We start from the raw sequence: 16,784 nt of genomic DNA, 5'->3' as shown, positions 1-16,784 counted from the left end.
CCTTTGCTTGTTTTCTCTGCGCCATTATACCATAAGCGGCAGGTGGTTTGCCCTTACTCGGCGGGCGGTCTTATAATGCCGTCAATGAACCATTTGCCGTTAGCGTGAGCGAAGTGAAAATCCAGCTTTTCCACAGATGCCCCTTCCATGGCATACGTCACGCCCACGGTTGCAGTGTCCTTGTCTCCCTTCACGTTGAAACCAAACAAATCTTCCGCAAACCCGCTCGATCCTTGAAATGCATCCGTCCATGCTGGGCCGATCAGTCCGGTCTGTTTCTCGGTGCACGCCGGACAAAGCTCCTTCAGCCGGCGATCTACTTCCGGGGCGTCGTTGAACTCGGCAAGCGCCCTGAGCGTCAGATACGCCGCAGCCACGTCCTTCGGCTCGCTTGGATAGTCCGGCATCGCCACTTTCGTGTCCGTCTGCACGAACTGCCCTCTCTGCAGCGCATATACCCGCATCACATTGTAGTACAGCACGTCGTAGCTCGTCCGATGCTGCACGTAGCCGTCGAATGCGCCGTCGAGATCGTTATCGGTCAGTTCGTCATCCCCGACCCCCGTCGGCGAAGCGCTGTTTACGAGCTCCACCGGCTTGTCAGCCTTCAGCGTGAACAGCGCGAAGCCTTCCATCGAGACGCCATTCGTCAGCTTCATCTGTAGGACGGGGACTTTCCGGTCATCCAAATGCACCAAACCGATGTCAAATACGCCATATCCGCCGCCGGACAAATTCTCACCCAGCTGAACGATTTGGTCTTTAACCTGCTTTAATACATAGATTTCGCTATAGATGCCTTCCTCGTCCGGCCGATCTTTTACGCCCAGCACCGCTTCCAGCTGTCCATCGTCGTTCAGATCCGCCTGCTCGAAGAAACGGATCACGCTCTGATCGGACAATGGGTGTTTGTCGTCCATGTAATTCATAAAACTTTGCGGAACTTGCGGAACGCTATCCTGCAAAGGATCGGACGCCCCATCTTCCGGCGCGTAATCCGCACCGTTGACCGTAACCGATAAAACGGCCTTTGCCCCTTTATCGCAAGTCACCTCAACCGTCACGCCGCCTTGCTCGTTCACGAGTTTGTAATTCCAATAGCCGTTCGCTTCGGCAATCTTCGTGAGCTTCTGCCATAAAGATGCATGATCCTTCAGATCCATTTCTCCTGGAAATTGGACATAGAAGGCGGGATAGGTCGCGTTCTGCGACAGCTCGATTTTGGACAAGCGATACGGATCGCCTTGCAGAATGGCCTTGGTCGGATGTTCCCAATCGGCGATATCGGTGATTGCCTGCAGCTCGTCCGAAGCCGCAGCATCCCCTATGGCCGTATCGGACGAAGTCGCTTCTCCGTCCGTTTGATTCGTCGAAGGAGCGTTGCGATCTAGCGCAGCATTGCCATTCGCGTCACTAACTATAAGCCCCTGATCAACTGCCTTCTTCTTAATCACCGGTTGTTCGGTAGTCGACTGCCGCGCAGAATGACAGGATGCAAGGAGGAATAGAAAGAGCAGCGGCATGGTCGCTCTGATGAGATATACCATGGAAACCTCCAGTTTTTTCCTGATTATACCATGTCTCTCTAACGCGAATAAGAGCTGTCAAGCAAAAAAAGAAGCCCCTAAGGCGCTTCGCCTCCGGGACTTCTCTTCCTGATCTCAACTATCCAAGCCTGCCATCCGTTCCGCCATCAGCCGCCCCGCCTCGGACCACGCGCCCAGAAGCGCGTCGTACCAAGGCTGTTCGGGTGCTGCCTCGATTGCGCCGGTCCGGTCTAGCTCCGCAATGACGGAGCCGATGCCGGCTTCCCACGCGATCGTTTGCCGAAAATCCAAATCTCGCCGTGCCGCGCCATTGTCGAACACGTTGTTATAACGGAAATTCTCCGCGCACCATTCCGCCCGCTTCGGCAGCAGCGCGCCGAGCAGATCCGTCGGAATATGGACGAGCGTCGGCGCCGGAGCATCGAGCGCCCGCGCGACGGCCTCCCAATAGTAGTCGTAGCGCATCCACTCTTCGCCGGTCACGTTGTACGCCTTGCCATGCGTCCGTTCGTTGCCGACGGCGCGGACGAAGGCGCGCGCGACGTCGTCGCGGTGACAGGCCGCCCAGATGGACGTGCCGTCGCCGTGAACGATGATCGGCCTGCCTTCGCGCAGCCGCTTCATCTGACAGACGCCGTCTCCGATGGAAGCGACCGCAGTACCGCGGCCGCCGTAGGTTTGCGCCGGGCGGAAGATCGTGACCGGGAAACGCTGCGGGTCATGAGCCTGAAGCAGTATGTTCTCGCTCAGTACCTTGTTGTACGCGTACGGGAAAGAAGGCAGCGCGTTCCTCGCGCCGTCCTCTGCAACGGGATAACGATCTGTCCGTTTCGTATAGACGTCGACCGTGCTGCAATAGATATAATGGCCGATTCTGCCCGCGAACGCGCGCACCGCGCTCTCCGCTTCGTCCGGCATGAAACCGATCATATCGATGACGCAGTCGAACCGTCCCGCCTCCGCCATCTGCGCTTCGAACCTTGCGAAGTCTCTTCGCTCTCCGATCAGCGTCGTTACGCCCTCGGGCGCCTGCTGCCTGCCCCGGTTATAATGCCAGACATCCATATCCCCGCGCGCGAGCAGCTGCTCCGTAATCGCGGTGCTGATGGTTCCGGTTCCTCCGATGATGAGCACTCTCATTGCTAATTCATCCCTTCAAACTAGATGGAATCCAGCACGAGCACCCAGTCGTTGCCCCTGCCGGCCAGCGGCGGAAGAAACTTCGTCTCGCCTTTGTTCGGATAATTGCCGATCGCCGTGAATTCGCCGGTACGCGGATTGAACCAGGATGCAGCCGCTTCGTCGCCCGCGATGCGGCCCATGGCTACCTGCAGCGCCAGCCCGTTCGGGGAATAGACGAAGGCATGCCGCTCGCCCTTGGCCGCTACGGCATAATTGGATCCTTCCTCGTTGGCTGCGAGCAGTCCTTGATCCGGTACGCGCTCCAGCATCGGACGGGATTCGGCCAGGTTGCGGAGATGCTCCATTTGGGCCGCGCCCGGACGCAGAATAGCGTCCCGCCATTTCATAATGAAGGTTCTCGTCGGTTCCGTGTTCATCGACCAGACGCAATGATGCCCGTATGTAATGCCCAGTCCGCCGGACAAAATACCATAATAAGCGGATTTGCGCACGTCCGCCTCGTCGAAATAACCGTTCTCGGGATTGAAGTCGCGCGGATGATCCTCGTAGCAAGGCTCCGCCTCCAGCGTCGGCTTGATCGGCGTACGGACGTAATCCGCGGCTACGAGCTTGTAATTATCGCGTTCGCCTTGTCCATGGCTGGATTGAATCATATTAAAGTCCAACCAAGGCTCATGATGCATATGATGCGAGGACGAGCGCCCGCCGTTCGGGTGGAAGGTGCGCAGATGTTTGCCGCCGTCGCCGTCCGCAATGCCTTCCGCCATGGCGCCCACGATCTGGAAATGCCGGTTCTCCGTCAGCGGCCGGTCTCCTCCCAGCACCCAGATGATGTTGGAGCGGTCACGGTAGCGTTCGCCGATCCAGCGGCCGTACGTTCTCGCGTTGTCCGGCGTGAAAATATCCGGCCCCTCTCCCCAAGCGATATGGTACTTGTCTCCCCAGGTCGGCAGCAGCGCGATATAAAGGCCGAGCTCCGCCGCTTTGTCCACGATATAATCGACGTGATCCCAGTACGTATAGCCGCCCGGTTCCGTATCCGTGTCCGGCGAAGCCGGATCGTAAACGCCGTCTTGGATGTGCAGCGGCACTCGGCCGTATGCGTTAGGTTTCGTTAGCCCTTCAAACTCCGCCAAGCCGACCGCCTGGATAACGGTATAGCCCCGTTCCGCGCGATTGGCGAGATAATGGTCCGCATCCTCGCGCGTCGACCGGTGAAACAGTTCCCAAGCCGTATCTCCCAGCCAGAAGAACGGTTGTCCATCCTCCGAGACGAGATAACGGCGATTCTCGCTTACGTTCAGCCATGGCAAAGACGTCTTCGTCGACATGCGGTTTCCTCCGGAAAATCATAATGGCAAGACGAGTGATGATAACGAATGATACGGCTTCATGCGTTTCTCTCCGCAATATAGCATGGCAAGAAAGCGCTGTCTACAGCGCGTATATGAAATGTATACAAAATATATATAGTGTTCGAAATAGCGAAAAAGCCCCTTCCCCATGGGCTCGGATTCTCCTTCTTCAAGCCGTAACGAATTCCCTTCTGGCGTGAACAACGGCAAAAAGTTGCGAGGCCCGACAAACTTCGGTAAACTTGACTCATCATGCTGGATTGACGACTGTCTTATGTTAAAATGAGATGGGTATTATTGGATCGGACGCCTTTGCAGGCAGGATATTTACCACAACTGTCGAATACTGTCGTGTTACCCATTGAATTCATAGGGGACAGAACCGGCAAATTACTGCATAATGTAGTAAGTTCGAGATTATTTTCATATGGGAAAAGGGAGCACCTGACATGATCGTACATTACACAAGAGATATCAACAGCGCCGCAAGTATTTTGAGCTCCAAGGAGCTGTGGCTGAACCGTGTCGGCCTCATGAGCGACCAGAATGACATCTTGTTTTACTTGAACGAATTCAATCGCCTGCACTACACGCAAGACTTGATCGCAACCTTTAAGCAAGCGCTTAAATTAATGAGCCAAACGCCAAACCTCAACCAGAAGCAATTTTTCACACATACGTTTCTCGCTGCCCAGCTGCGTAAAGTCGCTTACCAGAACGGCGTCTCCCTCGGAGGTTCCCTGGCCAACCTGCTCAAGCAGCACAGCTTCATGACCAGCTTCAACGAAGAAGAAGCCAGCACGTTCACGAATCCGGCAAACGGCGATATCGCCTTCGAGTTCGAATCGAACCCGCTGGCCGCGCCGCACGGCTTCCAGCTGCTGTTCAATAAAGTCCACTACGCCGATTCCGATAAAGTGAAGAAGCTGCAAGCGAACAGCGGAGATGACATGACGCAGTTCATGGAAAGCGTCGCGCAAGAAAACAATTCGACCTTCACCGACATTCTCGCCGCTTACATTACTAAGCTGGAGAAGCAGCAGCTTGCTTACACGAACGCCGTGCATGACGCCATTGCGGGATTGATGGAAGACAACCGCGTCAGCGAGGCTGCCTTCACGCCGCTTGACCTGTACAGCAAGAGGGATACGGTCGACATGGTTACCTTCATCCACGGCTATATCGTCGAGGAATTCACGACGACGTTCCGCAAGGAAACCGGACAGAAGCCGCCGACCAAGCTGGAGATCAAACAAACGCTGAAGCAGAATCCGGAGATGATCCATGCGACTTGGATCGATCTCAGAAGCATCTTGATCAAGGACGATGCCAGCCAACAGGAGAACGAAGTACGCGCGATCCTGCTGCCGCAGAACAAGAAACTGTTCAATCAGCAGAAGAAGCATCTCCCGCTCGCCTTCCAGACGGACAAGCTGCGCCGGATCGTCATTTCGCCGAACTGCGAGCACAAGGCAGAATGGAAAGCGAAGCTTGAAGACGCATTGATCACGAACAAATACGCCAATGTCGTCGTTGAAATAGGCCAGCAAGCTATAATGAATACGTAACGACAAACCGGCTTTCCCTTGGGGAGGCCGGTTTTTTTGCGGCGTTGGCGCTCTGGGGGTCAGATCGGCTAATCGTGATATACGATTGCGCCGGGCTTAATCAACTGGGACTATATGGATTTCAGTATTTATGCTATGGTTTGATTTGTTGATTACAGACATCGTGAAACTGGAGGCACTCCCATGACGCAGGCAAAAGCTTCTGAAATCTTGCTGAAACGATTAATTGCAACAAACGGTCTTGCGGTTCGATCGAACGAACAAGACGACGCATTCTGGTATACGTCGGGGAAGCCAGGTCCCTTCTATATCAATACCCAGAACATCGCCGGCCAGCAAGAGGCGCATGAAGTTCTAAGCCGCTTCAATGCAATCCTTCAAGCTGATCTTCCCTTGGAAAAGCGGTCGAAAGCCATCTATGAGATCGTCGACCAAGCCGTTGCTTCGGACGAGGCTTACGAAGAGTCGATCGACACCTTACTGGCGCATTATCTAGCGCATCACAACCCGCCAACCCTCATTTCCGGCGGAGAACGAAGAGATTGGTTCTTCTCCATCCCGATCGCTCAAAAGCTGAACGTACCGCATGTCTTCTTATTTAAAAATGGCGATTATCACGTCACGGATCACGAAGGAAATGCAATCCAGCTTCAACTTAGCGGACAGACCGTCCTGCACGTCGCCGATATTATCAACCAAGCGAGCAGTTATTTGAATCGCTGGATCCCTATACTCCAAAGCACCGGCGTTGATTTCCAGAAGACGCTGTCTGTCGCCGTTCGTAATCAGGATGGGGTACAGAAGTTAATGGAAAAGGGAATCTCGGTTATCTCTCCTCTGCTGGTCGATATCCCCTTATTCAAAGAAGCGCATGACCTCGGGCTAATCAATGACTTTGCTCATCATGAAATCGTGCAGTTCTATGCGTCTCCCAAAGAATGGACCAGACAATACATCGCGGATAGTGCCGAACATCGCTCTTCGGACAATGATCTGGATAAAGTGAAAGACGCGCGATTGCAGGCCTTCAAGGAGGCCGACCCTTACCGGCTCAAGGCCGAGTTTCCTCTTTATTTCGCTTAGAACGAACCGGCTTTTCAACGCGAATCTCTTAATTAATAATAGTTCCTCTAGCCGTGGAAGATCCTGTATACTTGGTCTTGCCAGGGTTAACTTTTTGGACAACTACAGAAGCCAGGGGCAAACGGGCAAATCGCAAGACGCGTTGAAGCAGCCCGCGGAACAACGTTCATCTAATGGCAATAACAACTAACTATATTAATTGGAGGCAACATGCGTAAAATCGGGGTCTTATTCATCAGCATTATTCTATTTGCACTCAGCGTTTCTTCCGTGTCCGCGGCCGAAAGAACGTATCGGGTATTCGTGCACGGGGCACTGTCCACATCGAATGCTATCTCCCAAGGCGGCAGTACGCTAGTTCCGGCCAAGCAAGTTCTGGGGTCATTGGGTTACGCGATCAGTTACGATAACAAGACCAAGATGACGTCTGCCAGTAAGAAAGGAACTCGGATCTCCTTCACCGAAGGATCCAAAACGGCTTTCGTAAACGGCACGAAAACAGCCTTGCCGCTAGCTCCGAAGAAAGTTTCGGGGACGCTCTATATCGCGTTGAAGTTCATCGTGACGTACTCCGGCGAAACCATGTCGGTTGATCCGTCCACGAAGAATATCATCATCGGCAAAGAAGCTCCTCCTGCCGCGCTCAATATTGCGTCCAAACCCGTAAGTACGACGAAAGTGAAATTCCGCAATGTCAAATGGGGAATGACCGTGGCCCAAGTCAAGAAGGCGGAGACGGCTAAGCTCATCGGATCCGGCGATGGTTACTATTACTATGAAACCAAAGCCTCCGGGATGGATGCCACTCTCGCTTACCGGTTTACGAACAATAAACTTACGGATGCCATGTACATATTCAAAGTCGATCACATCAATTCGAACGCCTACATTAGTGACTATGACAGTTTGAAATCCGCTCTCGTCGGCAAATATGGTTCTCCGGACAACGATCAAGACATCGTTTATTACGGGGATTTATATAAAGGCGATGCTAGAAACACCTTGGGTACCGCTGTCGCAATCGGTCAAGCGGCGTTCTATAATATGTGGACTACCGCGGATACGGAGATAACGCTTGCTCTGTACGGGGATAACTTTGACTCCTCGCTTGTTCTTCAGTACTCCGGCCTAGCCTACAAATCGGAAGTAAGCAACAGTCAAAATGCGAAAGCCGCTCAGGGGTTGTAGGACCTGCTAGCATCGCAGACATATCGATTGAAAAAGCGGCAGTCCGAGGACTGCCGCTTTTCTATTGTGCTATTGTTTCGCAAATGCGCATAGGGGAGCACGCGAGAAAAGACCAGCCACAGGTCTAAGGCAGACCAGCGGCTAGTCTCTTCGGTTGAGAATATTGGTCCTTCACCAGGAGCCGTCAATGATAATCCCTGTATTCCTGGGGCGTGCAGCCGACCATCTTCTTGAACAAATACGTAAAATACGCCGAAGTTTGAATCCCGACCCGATCCGCCACTTCGTAGACTTTGATGCCCGGATCCTTCAACAGCCGCCGCGCCCGGTCGATGCGGATTTCCTGGACGAATTCCGAGATCGTCTTCCCCATCTCCCGTTTGAACAGGACGCTGAGGTAGCTCGCGTTCAGGCTGAATTCCTCCGCCAGCTGCTTGACCGTCCAGTTCTCCTGGAGACGCTCCTCGATGAAAGCGGCAATGCGGCTAATCAGATTATGCTGCTGGTTCATGCGCTCCTTCTTCTCGATCGTCATGTACCGGTCGACGTAATCGACGAGCAGCAGAACGATCTGTCCCGTGCTGGAGCAATCCAGCATCCGGCGCCACATCAGGATGTTCATCTCGCCGTCCGCGTCGTCCTTCCACTTCAAATTGCGGATCAGCTCGCTCAGGAAACTCATGCCGAACGCCTGCACGTAGGAGAACGAGGCCGGCTCCTGGGTCAGCAGCACGTCCAGAATGCGGTTCATGTATGCGCCGACCTTCGCGGAATCGCCCAACTCCATCAACTTGACGATGTTCGGCATGAATTCCTCGCGCAGCCGGAAGTCCTGGAATTCGCTGCGGTCGATGTAATCGTGCCGAACGATCTGCCCGTCCGAGATAAGCCGGGCCTTCGCCATCATGAATTTGATCTCCTTATAGCAGAGCGGCACCTCTTCCCAGCTGTTCCCCGTCCGGCCGCAGCCGACGGTTATCGTGGCGCCGTACTGCTCGCGCATCATGCTCTGGACGAACGGCAGCCGCTTCTCGATCTTCGCGCGTTGCTCCGGCGTCCGGTTGAAATGCAAGACGACGATCTCGTCCGGCGTGATCTGCGCCAGGAACATCGGCTCGGTGTCGGACATGCCGACCTCCGCGGTTTGCTTGAATCCGCTTCCAAGGACGATCCGGTCTTTGGCCTCCTTGCCCGACGACAGGAAGTGATCCAGGCCGAACACCAGGATTTGAAACCCCGCCGCCGCGTCCGGCAGCTCCATCAAGAGCTTCCAGGAAGCGAGCATTTCGTCCGTCTGCGGGATTTCCGCGATCAAGTCGCTGACGAACCGTTCCTTCACGAGCTTCTGGCTCTCCGATACTTTCTTCTCCAGCTCGCTCGTCTGGACGACGATGCTGCGCATCTTCTCCAGCGTCTCCCGAAAACCCGCGAGACGGCTCGTTACTTCCTCCATCTTGAGCGGTTTGAGCACGTAGGCCTGCGCGCCGACATGGATCGCATCCTGCACGAATTCGAATTCGTTGTAGCCGCTGATCATCAGCACCTGAATGTGGGGATGCAGCTTCTTCGCTCCCGCCACCAGCTCGATGCCGTTCATGCCGGGCATCGACACGTCGGAGATGAGCACGTCGAAGGGCGTCGCGCGCAGTTCGTCCAGCGCTTCTTCGCCCCCCTCCATCGTCACCGGCTTATCGTACCCGAGCGATTGCCAATCGATATAACGGACAAGGCCTTGAATATTGGAAGGCTCATCGTCCACGATGAGTATTTTGAGCATATTAGGCTTCCCTCCTGATCATCGGCTCCGCGGAGCAAGCCGGGAAGACGACGGACACCAGCGTCCACGCGCCGGGCTCGCTGTCGATCGTCAACGCCGCGCCGCTCCCGAAATAAAGCGCAAGCCGCTCTTTGATGTTGGGCGTTCCGAATCCGCCGCCCTTGCCGACATGCGTGCCCTGCCCGATCGCCGCGAGGACATGGGCCGGAATCCCCTGCCCGCTGTCGTAGACGGACATACGGATCATGTTCCCCGCTTCCCGGGCGACGGCGATGCGGATCACTGCTCCGGGCTTGCGGGTAATGGCACCGTGCAGATAGCAGTTCTCCACGATCGGCTGCAGCACGGTCTTGACCGTATAGAAGTCGAGCGCGCCCTCGTCGATGTCCCATTCGACCTTCACGCGGCCGGGATAGCGGAATTGGCAAATGTCGAGATAGGCTTTGACATGCTCGAGCTCGTCGCGGATCCGGATCGAGCTGATTCGGTTGTTCAAGGTGATGCGGTAGAACGTCGTCAGCGCGTCGATAATTTGAATTTGCTCCCCGTCGTCCGCATCCATCGCCCGCCAGCGCAGAAGGCCGAGCGAATTATAGATGAAATGCGGATTGATCTGCGCCTGCAGCGCCTTGAACGCCTGCTCCTTCTCCGCCAGTCCGGCCTTCGTGATGTCCTCGACCAGCCTGCCGAGCCGCTCCGACATGGAGTTGAACCGGTTCTCCAGGTCGCCCAGCTCGTCGTTCTGGCTATAGCGGACCGATGCCTCGAATTCGCCGCGGGAAAGGTCGCCCATCCGCATGCCGAGCTTGCGGATCCGCCGGACGATATTCCGGACGATCGTCGTCATCAGAGACATCGACAGCAGCAGGAAGAACGTCACGATGCTGACGATCAGAATGAGAATCATCCGGTTCTGATTGTCGAGATGCTTCGTGCGCATCAGCGCCACCAGCGTCCAATGGGAGGACAAAGGCTGGGTCAGCAGCATTTCCTTCGTGTCCGACAGATCCACCACGGAACCTTTCTTCTCGTCTTCCGCCGACGATGCTGCGTTCGACGCTACGGACGTGCCGGTGCCGGTTGCGGCGGCGCCGGCCGTGCCGGTTAGGCTGCCGGCGTCCCATGCTTTCAATTGCAAGCGCTTGCCGATTTCCGATCGGTCCGTCGCCGCCAGAATGCGATGGGCATCGTCGACGATGTACAGGCTGCCGCCGTTGAACGGATGATCCAGCAATTCGCCGAACACGGCGTCGTAATTCAATAGAATATAGACCATGCCGAGGAGATTTCCGGTGTTGTCGATGATTTTGCGCGTGATCACGCTTTGGTTCGGATTGCCCGGCACGCTGCTCCAGAAGAGCGGATTCTGCGACTTCTTCGCTTCGTCGTACCAGGAGCGCTCGTCCATGCCGGAGAGCTTGCGCGCTTCGGGCCGCCATAGCAGCTGGCCATCCTGAACGAGCGTCTCGTTCGTGTGATAGATGCGGAAATCCGCGATGCCCGGCAAATATTTGCTCGTGATCAGGAACGTCCTGTCCACGTAGTTGACCGTATCCACCACTTCGGTCATGTCCGCATATTCACGGCCGAGCCTGGCGATCAGTTCGCCGTCGGTCGCCGTGCGAACCGCCAAGAGGTCGTAGCTCTTCTTGCTGAAGTCGACGACCTGCGCCGTCTGCTGCACCGCTTCCTCCGCCGTGTTCGTATAGCTCTGATGAAAGCTGCGGATGACCCAGTAAACGGCGCCGCTGCTCAGCACGAGCGTGGGCAGCAGCAGAATCATCACGTACAGCACCACGATTTTGCCGCGGAGGCGCATTCTTCGGGTGAAGCCCAATATCCATTTATCCAATCGCTGCCGCAAGGCTTCATCCCCTTTTACAACGGAGTATATCATACGACCCCCGGGCGGTTAACAGGAAGCTCCCTCCTGAATCGTGCCGAAAGGGAAGCCGTCACGTAGACGGCTCCCCTTGGTCAGACAGGCATGCAATTTCGATGCGATCCCATTGCGAACTTCGTTGCGGTTTTCCATGCGATTCCGATGCGACCTCGATGCGATTCTTGTGCGGCGTCACACCGGTCCGCTTCTATTATTTGGCCGCCGCGGACTGCTCTTGGAACGTCGCGTTCCATTCCTGCTTGAGCTCGCTCCAGTGCGCGCGTTTCTCAAGCGCGGATTGGAAGTCGCTCCATGCCGCCTCGAATCCTTTGTCGTTCTTGGCCATCAGCAGCTTCGCCTTGAACTCCTTGCGGACATTCTCGAGCTCGGGCAAATATTTCTCCCACAGGCCGCCCGGCTTCGCTTTTACCATATCGTACGGCTCCGCGACCCGGACGCCGCCCATCTTGCCGATCTGCTCGGTGAAATCGATCGTCTTCTGCCGGCCCTTCGGATCGGTCACGGCATAGTTCCACCACGGGTACCACTCGTTGCTGTAGGACGAGATTCCGTAGAGGCCGGGATTCGTGCTCGCGATTTTGGCCGCGTCGCCGGAATCGTGAAGCTGTTGGTAGTTGGCATCCGTGAATTTCCACAGTCCGAGCGGCTTATCCACCCAATCCCAGAACACGCCTGCCGGACCTTCGTTCGCGACCTGCTGCTGCTCCGCCTTCGGCGTCAGCATGTAGTCCACGAATTTGAGGATGGCATCCAGATTCTTCGTATCTTTGCTGATGTATAAGTCATTGGCCGGGTACGGATTGACGATTTGATTCGCTCCGATATGGCCGACGCCCGGCACCTGCGGATACGGGATCGTCTCGTAGAACCAGGCCGGCTCCGTCGGCCCGTCGAGAATCTCCCAGATATGCGCGTCCATGTTGAAGAATCCGCCGGCGTTCATCGCGATGCGTCCGGATTTGGTCTTCTCCTTGTAGCGCTCCGCTTTGTCCGTGATCGCCTCGGCATCGATAAGGCCTTCGCGGTACATTTGGTTCATCCATTGGTAGGCCGCCTTGTACTGCGGGTTATCATAGATGAATTGATAGCTGCCGTCGTCCTTCTTCTCCACCGGAATCACGCCTCCGGCCGTCGAGGTCGATACGCCGAACGTGCTCAGGATGACGTTCTCGTCGCTCGCGTCCGACAGGAAGCTGAGCGGAATGTACGGTTTGCCGGACGGGTCCTTCTGCTGCGCCGCGGCCTTCAGGTAATTCTCCACGCCGGAGATCGTTTTCAGATCGTCCGTCTTCATGCCGGTCTTATCGAGGATGTCCTTCCGCACGAACCAGCCAAGCGACGCCCAGCCCGGCCACGGATCTTTGGGGTTCTGGTCAAACCACGTCGGGATCGACCAGATATGGCCGTCCTTGTCCTTCATGGCATCCAGGTACTCCTTCGGGATGGAAGCCAGCCCGGGATATTTATCCGGCATGTTGAAATACTGCTCGACCGGGAGAATGCTGTTGGAACGGGTCATCGAGGAATCGACGATATCGCTTCTGCCGAACAACGCCGCGTCATCGAAGCCGCCCGTGTTCAGCTTCAGGTTCAAGGCCGTCATGGCGTCGCCCTGCGTCGCTTCCAGCTGGACGTCGATGCCTGGCTCGTGCTCTCTCCAATACTTCTGCACCATGCTGTCGTTGTTGATCGTCGCGGTCCAGCCGAGCCAGAGCTTAAACGTCTTGGAGCCGGCGGAACCGCCCGCATCCGTCGCAGAGCCTGCGGCTTGATTCGTATTCGCTTGCCCCGCCTGGCCGTTGCCGCCGCCGTCGTTTCCGCCGCTCGAGCATGCCGTCAGGCCGAACATGAGCGCCGTTAAAGCGATGGCCATGCCCTTTCTTGCCGTGGATACATTCATGCACTGCTTCCCCTTTCTATTTCCCCATTATATATGGTGTTTCCGGACACCTGCTGTTCAAGGAATTACTTACCGCTTTACTGCGCCTTATCATGCTAGCCTTTGACGGACCCGATCAGTACGCCTTTGACGAAATACCGCTGCAGGAACGGATAGACGCACAGGATCGGAATCGCGCTCACCATGACGGTCGCCATCTTGATCGACATCAGCGTGACGTTCGCAAGGCTCGTGCCCCGGGCCAGCGCCTCCACGTTGTTGTTGGAGCCGAGCACCGCCGAAATGTCCTGCGCGGACAGCAGCTGCTGCAAGAACGTCTGCACGGGAATCAGCTTCTGGTTCGAGACGAAGAACGCGCCCGCGAACCAATCGTTCCAGTGCATGACGCCGGTAAATAATCCGAGCGCGGCCAGCATCGGTTTGGACAGCGGCAGGATAATGGACCACAGCACCCGGAACGGATGGGCGCCGTCCATCTCGGCCGATTCGATCAGCGCTTCGGGAATGCCTTGAATGAACTTCATCATGACGAACATGTTCCACGCCGAGAACGCGCTCGGCACGATATACACCCAGAACGAATTCAGCAAATGCAGGTCGTGAAGCTGGATGTAGAACGGAATCAGCCCGCCGCTGAACAGCATCGTCAGCAGCACGTACCCGAGAATCGTTCCCCGCATCGGCAGCGCCCGGTACGACAAGCCGAACGCGGCCAGCAGCGTGACGAGCAGGCCCAAGACCGTGCCGAGGATCGTCCGGGCGATCGTGATCCAGTAGGAATGCTGGATGACTTCGTTGCCGAGCACGATCCGGAAGTTATAGAACGTAAACGCGCGCGGCCACAAATACACGCCGCCTTTGGCCGCATCATTTCCCTGGTTCAGGGAAATGGCCAGCATATACAGGAACGGATAGATGACCGTAACGCATAACAGCGATAACAGGACAATGATGACGATTTGACTTGCTTTGTCGCCTGCCGAACGTTTCATATGCTACCAGAGCCCCTCCCCGTTGATTTTGCGCGCCGTCTGATTCGTGACGAGCACGAGAATCAAGCTGATGACGGATGACAGCAGGCCGACTGCCGTCGCCATTCCGAAATAGCCTTGCTGGAGCCCGCTTCGCAAAATGTACGTGTCGAGCACGTCCGCGACCGGTTGGTTCGCCGGGTTCATGAGCGGGTAGATCTGATCCATCCCGACCGCAATCAAGCTCGGCATGCTCAGGATGAGCACGATCGAGATTGTCGGCATGATGCCGGGAAGCGTAATATGGCGGATTTGCGCCAGCCTGCCCGCGCCTTCGACCTTCGCCGCTTCGTACAGCTGCGGATCGATGGTCGTGATGGCCGCGAGGTACAGTATCGTATTCCAGCCGACTTCCTTCCACAGGCCGCTCGCCACGATCATCGGACGGAACCATTCCGTCGAGCCCAGGAAGAAGATCGGATCGCTGCCCGTCTTGGTCACGATTTGATTGACGAGTCCCCCGTCGAGCGTCAGCAGCGATTGCAGGATATACGCAACGACGATCCAGGAAAAGAAATGCGGCAGGTAGCTGACGGATTGCACGAACCGCTTGAACCCGCTGTGCCGTACTTCGTTGATGAGAAGGGCGAGAATAATCGGTGCCGGGAAGCCGAACACGAATTTAAGAACCGCGATGATAATCGTGTTCTTCACCACGATCCAGAATTGGTCATCCTTCAGAAAAGAGAAATTCTCAACCCCGGTCCACGGAGCGTTCCAGATCGTGTAGCCGATGTGGAAATCCTTGAACGCGACTTGAATGCCGGCCATCGGAATATAGCTGAACAACAACAACAAGATTACGGCCGGTGCGATCATTACGTACTGCCAACGGTATTTTGCCAGTCTCTCGAGCATGCGATCACCTCTGTACGCTAATTATACGGACAGCGGGAAACCGGAACTAGAACACAACGATTGGATTTCTATCGCAATGATTAGCGATTTCGGCGGGCGGAGGCGCGAGATTATGAAAACGCTTTTCATGAATTCTGGCGGCATAGGGGCGTATAGAAGGGGGCATGCCGGCAGAAGAGCCCCCAACAATCGCATGGATGAACAAAATGAAGGCGGCTTCCCGCAGGAATGCGAAGGAGTGCGACGGAATGCCGTCAAGCCGGCGAAGATCGGAACCTCGCAAAAAAGCAGCCGCCCGGGACGTCTCGTCCAAGCGGCTGCTCCTATGATAAGTGCAAACACGAATAAATGAAATTATACCTCTTCCAAGCTGTCCAAAATCTCTTGCAAGCTCAGCTCCGCGCATGCCATCGACGTGTCCGCGGCGCCGTAGTACATGCGCACGCGGTCGCCATCGACAAGAACGCCGCAGGAGAACACGACGCCGCCGAAGAAGCCGTTCGCTTCATAATCGGCATCCGGCTCCATGACCGGCTTAACGGAACGGGCGATGACCTTCGACGGATCGTTCAGATCCAGCAGCACCGCGCCCATGCAGTAGCGGTGGTCCTTGGTCGCGCCGTGGTACAGCTCGAGCCAGCCCCGCTCCGTCCGGAACGGAACCGCGCCGCCGCCCAGGCGGCCGCTGTCCCACATGCCGTCGCGCAGGCCGATCAAGTGCTTATGGTTGCCCCAGTACAGCAGATTGTCGGACTCGGCGATCCACATCTCCGGATTGCCGACGCTCTTCGTCGTCGGACGATGCAGCGCGTAGTATTTGCCGTTGATGCGTTCCGGGAAAATCAGAACATCCTTGTTATCCGGTCCGAAGATCATCCCGTGGCGTTCCACGCCGACGAAGTCCTTCGTCGAAACGAGCGATTCGCCGATGCCGACAGGCGATACCGCGGAATAGTAGATGTAGTACGTATCCCCGATTTGCGTAATGCGCGGATCTTCGATGCCGAAGGTCTCCAGCGATTCGGACGGATACAGGAACGGCTTCTCGTCGATCGTGAAGTTGCGGCCGTCCTGGCTGCGCGCGATGCGCAGGTACGACAGCGACGTCAAATATTGAAACGCCGGCGCGTTTTCTTTCAAGATAATAACGCGCGGATCCGACAAGTCGTAACGCTCGTCGTCTTTGCGAACCGGAATCAGATCCAGCTCCTTCGTGTCCACGTTGTAGACCGGAGCCAATATGACTTCAGGATCCGGGCTGATCGGGCGCTCGGCGATCCGAAGCAGCATGATGACTTCGCCGTTATACTCCGCGATACCGGCGTTGAACGCGCCGATGACTTCGAAATCGTCACGGTGCGGCTTCACGTCCGCCGGGGTGACCAGCGGATTCTGTTCATAACGGTAAATATTCATAGCGTTAACTCCTCT

General features: G+C 56.0%; 13 protein-coding genes. 3 read left to right on the top strand and 10 right to left on the bottom strand.

Going from position 1 to position 16,784, the window contains the following annotated elements; translation table 11 throughout:
- Positions 1-53 precede the first annotated feature (53 nt).
- From GZH47_RS19845 to GZH47_RS19835, 3 genes are all read right to left on the bottom strand, one after another.
- The gene (locus GZH47_RS19845; protein ID WP_162642681.1) at positions 54-1,547 is read right to left on the bottom strand and encodes a hypothetical protein; all 1,494 of its coding nucleotides are present in this window, start codon (positions 1,545-1,547) and stop codon (positions 54-56) included.
- Positions 1,548-1,661: 114 nt separating this feature from the next.
- On the bottom strand, positions 1,662-2,687 hold the full coding sequence (locus tag GZH47_RS19840) for an NAD-dependent epimerase/dehydratase family protein (RefSeq protein WP_162642680.1): 1,026 nt from the start codon (positions 2,685-2,687) through the stop codon (positions 1,662-1,664).
- A gap of 20 nt (positions 2,688-2,707) precedes the next feature.
- A complete protein-coding gene (locus GZH47_RS19835; protein WP_162642679.1) occupies positions 2,708-4,021 on the bottom strand; it encodes a glycoside hydrolase family 140 protein in 1,314 nt (437 codons plus the stop codon).
- A 473-nt stretch (positions 4,022-4,494) separates the two neighbouring features.
- Between GZH47_RS19835 and GZH47_RS19830 the strand changes: the two genes are divergently transcribed.
- The 3 genes from GZH47_RS19830 (at position 4,495) to GZH47_RS19820 (ending at position 7,884) form a co-directional block, all read left to right on the top strand.
- Positions 4,495-5,613, top strand: a complete 1,119-nt coding sequence (locus tag GZH47_RS19830; RefSeq protein WP_162642678.1) for a hypothetical protein — start codon at positions 4,495-4,497, stop codon at positions 5,611-5,613.
- Positions 5,614-5,796: 183 nt separating this feature from the next.
- A complete protein-coding gene (locus GZH47_RS19825; protein WP_162642677.1) occupies positions 5,797-6,696 on the top strand; it encodes a phosphoribosyltransferase in 900 nt (299 codons plus the stop codon).
- 210 nt (positions 6,697-6,906) lie between these two features.
- The gene (locus GZH47_RS19820; RefSeq protein WP_162642676.1) at positions 6,907-7,884 is read left to right on the top strand and encodes a copper amine oxidase N-terminal domain-containing protein; all 978 of its coding nucleotides are present in this window, start codon (positions 6,907-6,909) and stop codon (positions 7,882-7,884) included.
- Positions 7,885-8,068: 184 nt separating this feature from the next.
- Here the strand turns inward: GZH47_RS19820 and GZH47_RS19815 are convergent, their stop codons facing one another.
- The 7 genes from GZH47_RS19815 to GZH47_RS19785 all read right to left on the bottom strand — a co-directional run bounded on the left by GZH47_RS19815 (position 8,069) and on the right by GZH47_RS19785 (position 16,769).
- On the bottom strand, positions 8,069-9,661 hold the full coding sequence (locus GZH47_RS19815) for a response regulator (protein WP_162642675.1): 1,593 nt from the start codon (positions 9,659-9,661) through the stop codon (positions 8,069-8,071).
- Between the two features lies 1 nt (position 9,662).
- Positions 9,663-11,525 carry a cache domain-containing sensor histidine kinase gene (locus GZH47_RS19810; RefSeq protein ID WP_225446137.1) on the bottom strand — a complete coding sequence of 621 codons (1,863 nt, stop codon included), beginning with the start codon at positions 11,523-11,525 and terminating at the stop codon, positions 9,663-9,665.
- Positions 11,526-11,754: 229 nt separating this feature from the next.
- Positions 11,755-13,464: a type 2 periplasmic-binding domain-containing protein gene (locus GZH47_RS19805; RefSeq protein WP_162642672.1), complete on the bottom strand. Its 1,710-nt coding sequence runs from the start codon at positions 13,462-13,464 to the stop codon at positions 11,755-11,757.
- Positions 13,465-13,559: 95 nt separating this feature from the next.
- A complete protein-coding gene (locus tag GZH47_RS19800) occupies positions 13,560-14,456 on the bottom strand; it encodes a carbohydrate ABC transporter permease (protein ID WP_162642671.1) in 897 nt (298 codons plus the stop codon).
- A gap of 3 nt (positions 14,457-14,459) precedes the next feature.
- The gene (locus GZH47_RS19795) at positions 14,460-15,353 is read right to left on the bottom strand and encodes an ABC transporter permease (RefSeq protein WP_162642670.1); all 894 of its coding nucleotides are present in this window, start codon (positions 15,351-15,353) and stop codon (positions 14,460-14,462) included.
- 46 nt (positions 15,354-15,399) lie between these two features.
- Positions 15,400-15,666, bottom strand: a complete 267-nt coding sequence (locus GZH47_RS19790; RefSeq protein WP_162642669.1) for a hypothetical protein — start codon at positions 15,664-15,666, stop codon at positions 15,400-15,402.
- 41 nt (positions 15,667-15,707) lie between these two features.
- Entirely contained in the window at positions 15,708-16,769 is a 1,062-nt protein-coding gene (locus tag GZH47_RS19785) for a BtaManbiosPhlase (RefSeq protein ID WP_162642668.1), read from the bottom strand.
- Positions 16,770-16,784: the final 15 nt, after the last annotated feature.

The sequence above is a fragment of the Paenibacillus rhizovicinus genome (assembly GCF_010365285.1).
GTDB classification, from domain to species: Bacteria; Bacillota; Bacilli; order Paenibacillales; family Paenibacillaceae; genus Paenibacillus_Z; species Paenibacillus_Z rhizovicinus.
Note: the sequence above shows the minus strand (reverse complement) of the source record. Positions and strands in the feature narration are given on the sequence as shown.

Bases quoted from the DNA above. Each gene is read 5' to 3' on its own strand.
- GZH47_RS19785 (WP_162642668.1), bottom strand. From the start codon at position 16,769: ATGAATATTTACCGTTATGAACAGAATCCGCTGGTCACCCCGGCGGAC.
- GZH47_RS19800 (WP_162642671.1), bottom strand. From the start codon at position 14,456: ATGAAACGTTCGGCAGGCGACAAAGCAAGTCAAATCGTCATCATTGTC.
- GZH47_RS19795 (WP_162642670.1), bottom strand. From the start codon at position 15,353: ATGCTCGAGAGACTGGCAAAATACCGTTGGCAGTACGTAATGATCGCA.
- GZH47_RS19835 (WP_162642679.1), bottom strand. From the start codon at position 4,021: ATGTCGACGAAGACGTCTTTGCCATGGCTGAACGTAAGCGAGAATCGC.
- GZH47_RS19805 (WP_162642672.1), bottom strand. From the start codon at position 13,464: ATGAATGTATCCACGGCAAGAAAGGGCATGGCCATCGCTTTAACGGCG.
- GZH47_RS19820 (WP_162642676.1), top strand. From the start codon at position 6,907: ATGCGTAAAATCGGGGTCTTATTCATCAGCATTATTCTATTTGCACTC.
- GZH47_RS19825 (WP_162642677.1), top strand. From the start codon at position 5,797: ATGACGCAGGCAAAAGCTTCTGAAATCTTGCTGAAACGATTAATTGCA.
- GZH47_RS19830 (WP_162642678.1), top strand. From the start codon at position 4,495: ATGATCGTACATTACACAAGAGATATCAACAGCGCCGCAAGTATTTTG.
- GZH47_RS19845 (WP_162642681.1), bottom strand. From the start codon at position 1,547: ATGGTATATCTCATCAGAGCGACCATGCCGCTGCTCTTTCTATTCCTC.
- GZH47_RS19815 (WP_162642675.1), bottom strand. From the start codon at position 9,661: ATGCTCAAAATACTCATCGTGGACGATGAGCCTTCCAATATTCAAGGC.
- GZH47_RS19840 (WP_162642680.1), bottom strand. From the start codon at position 2,687: ATGAGAGTGCTCATCATCGGAGGAACCGGAACCATCAGCACCGCGATT.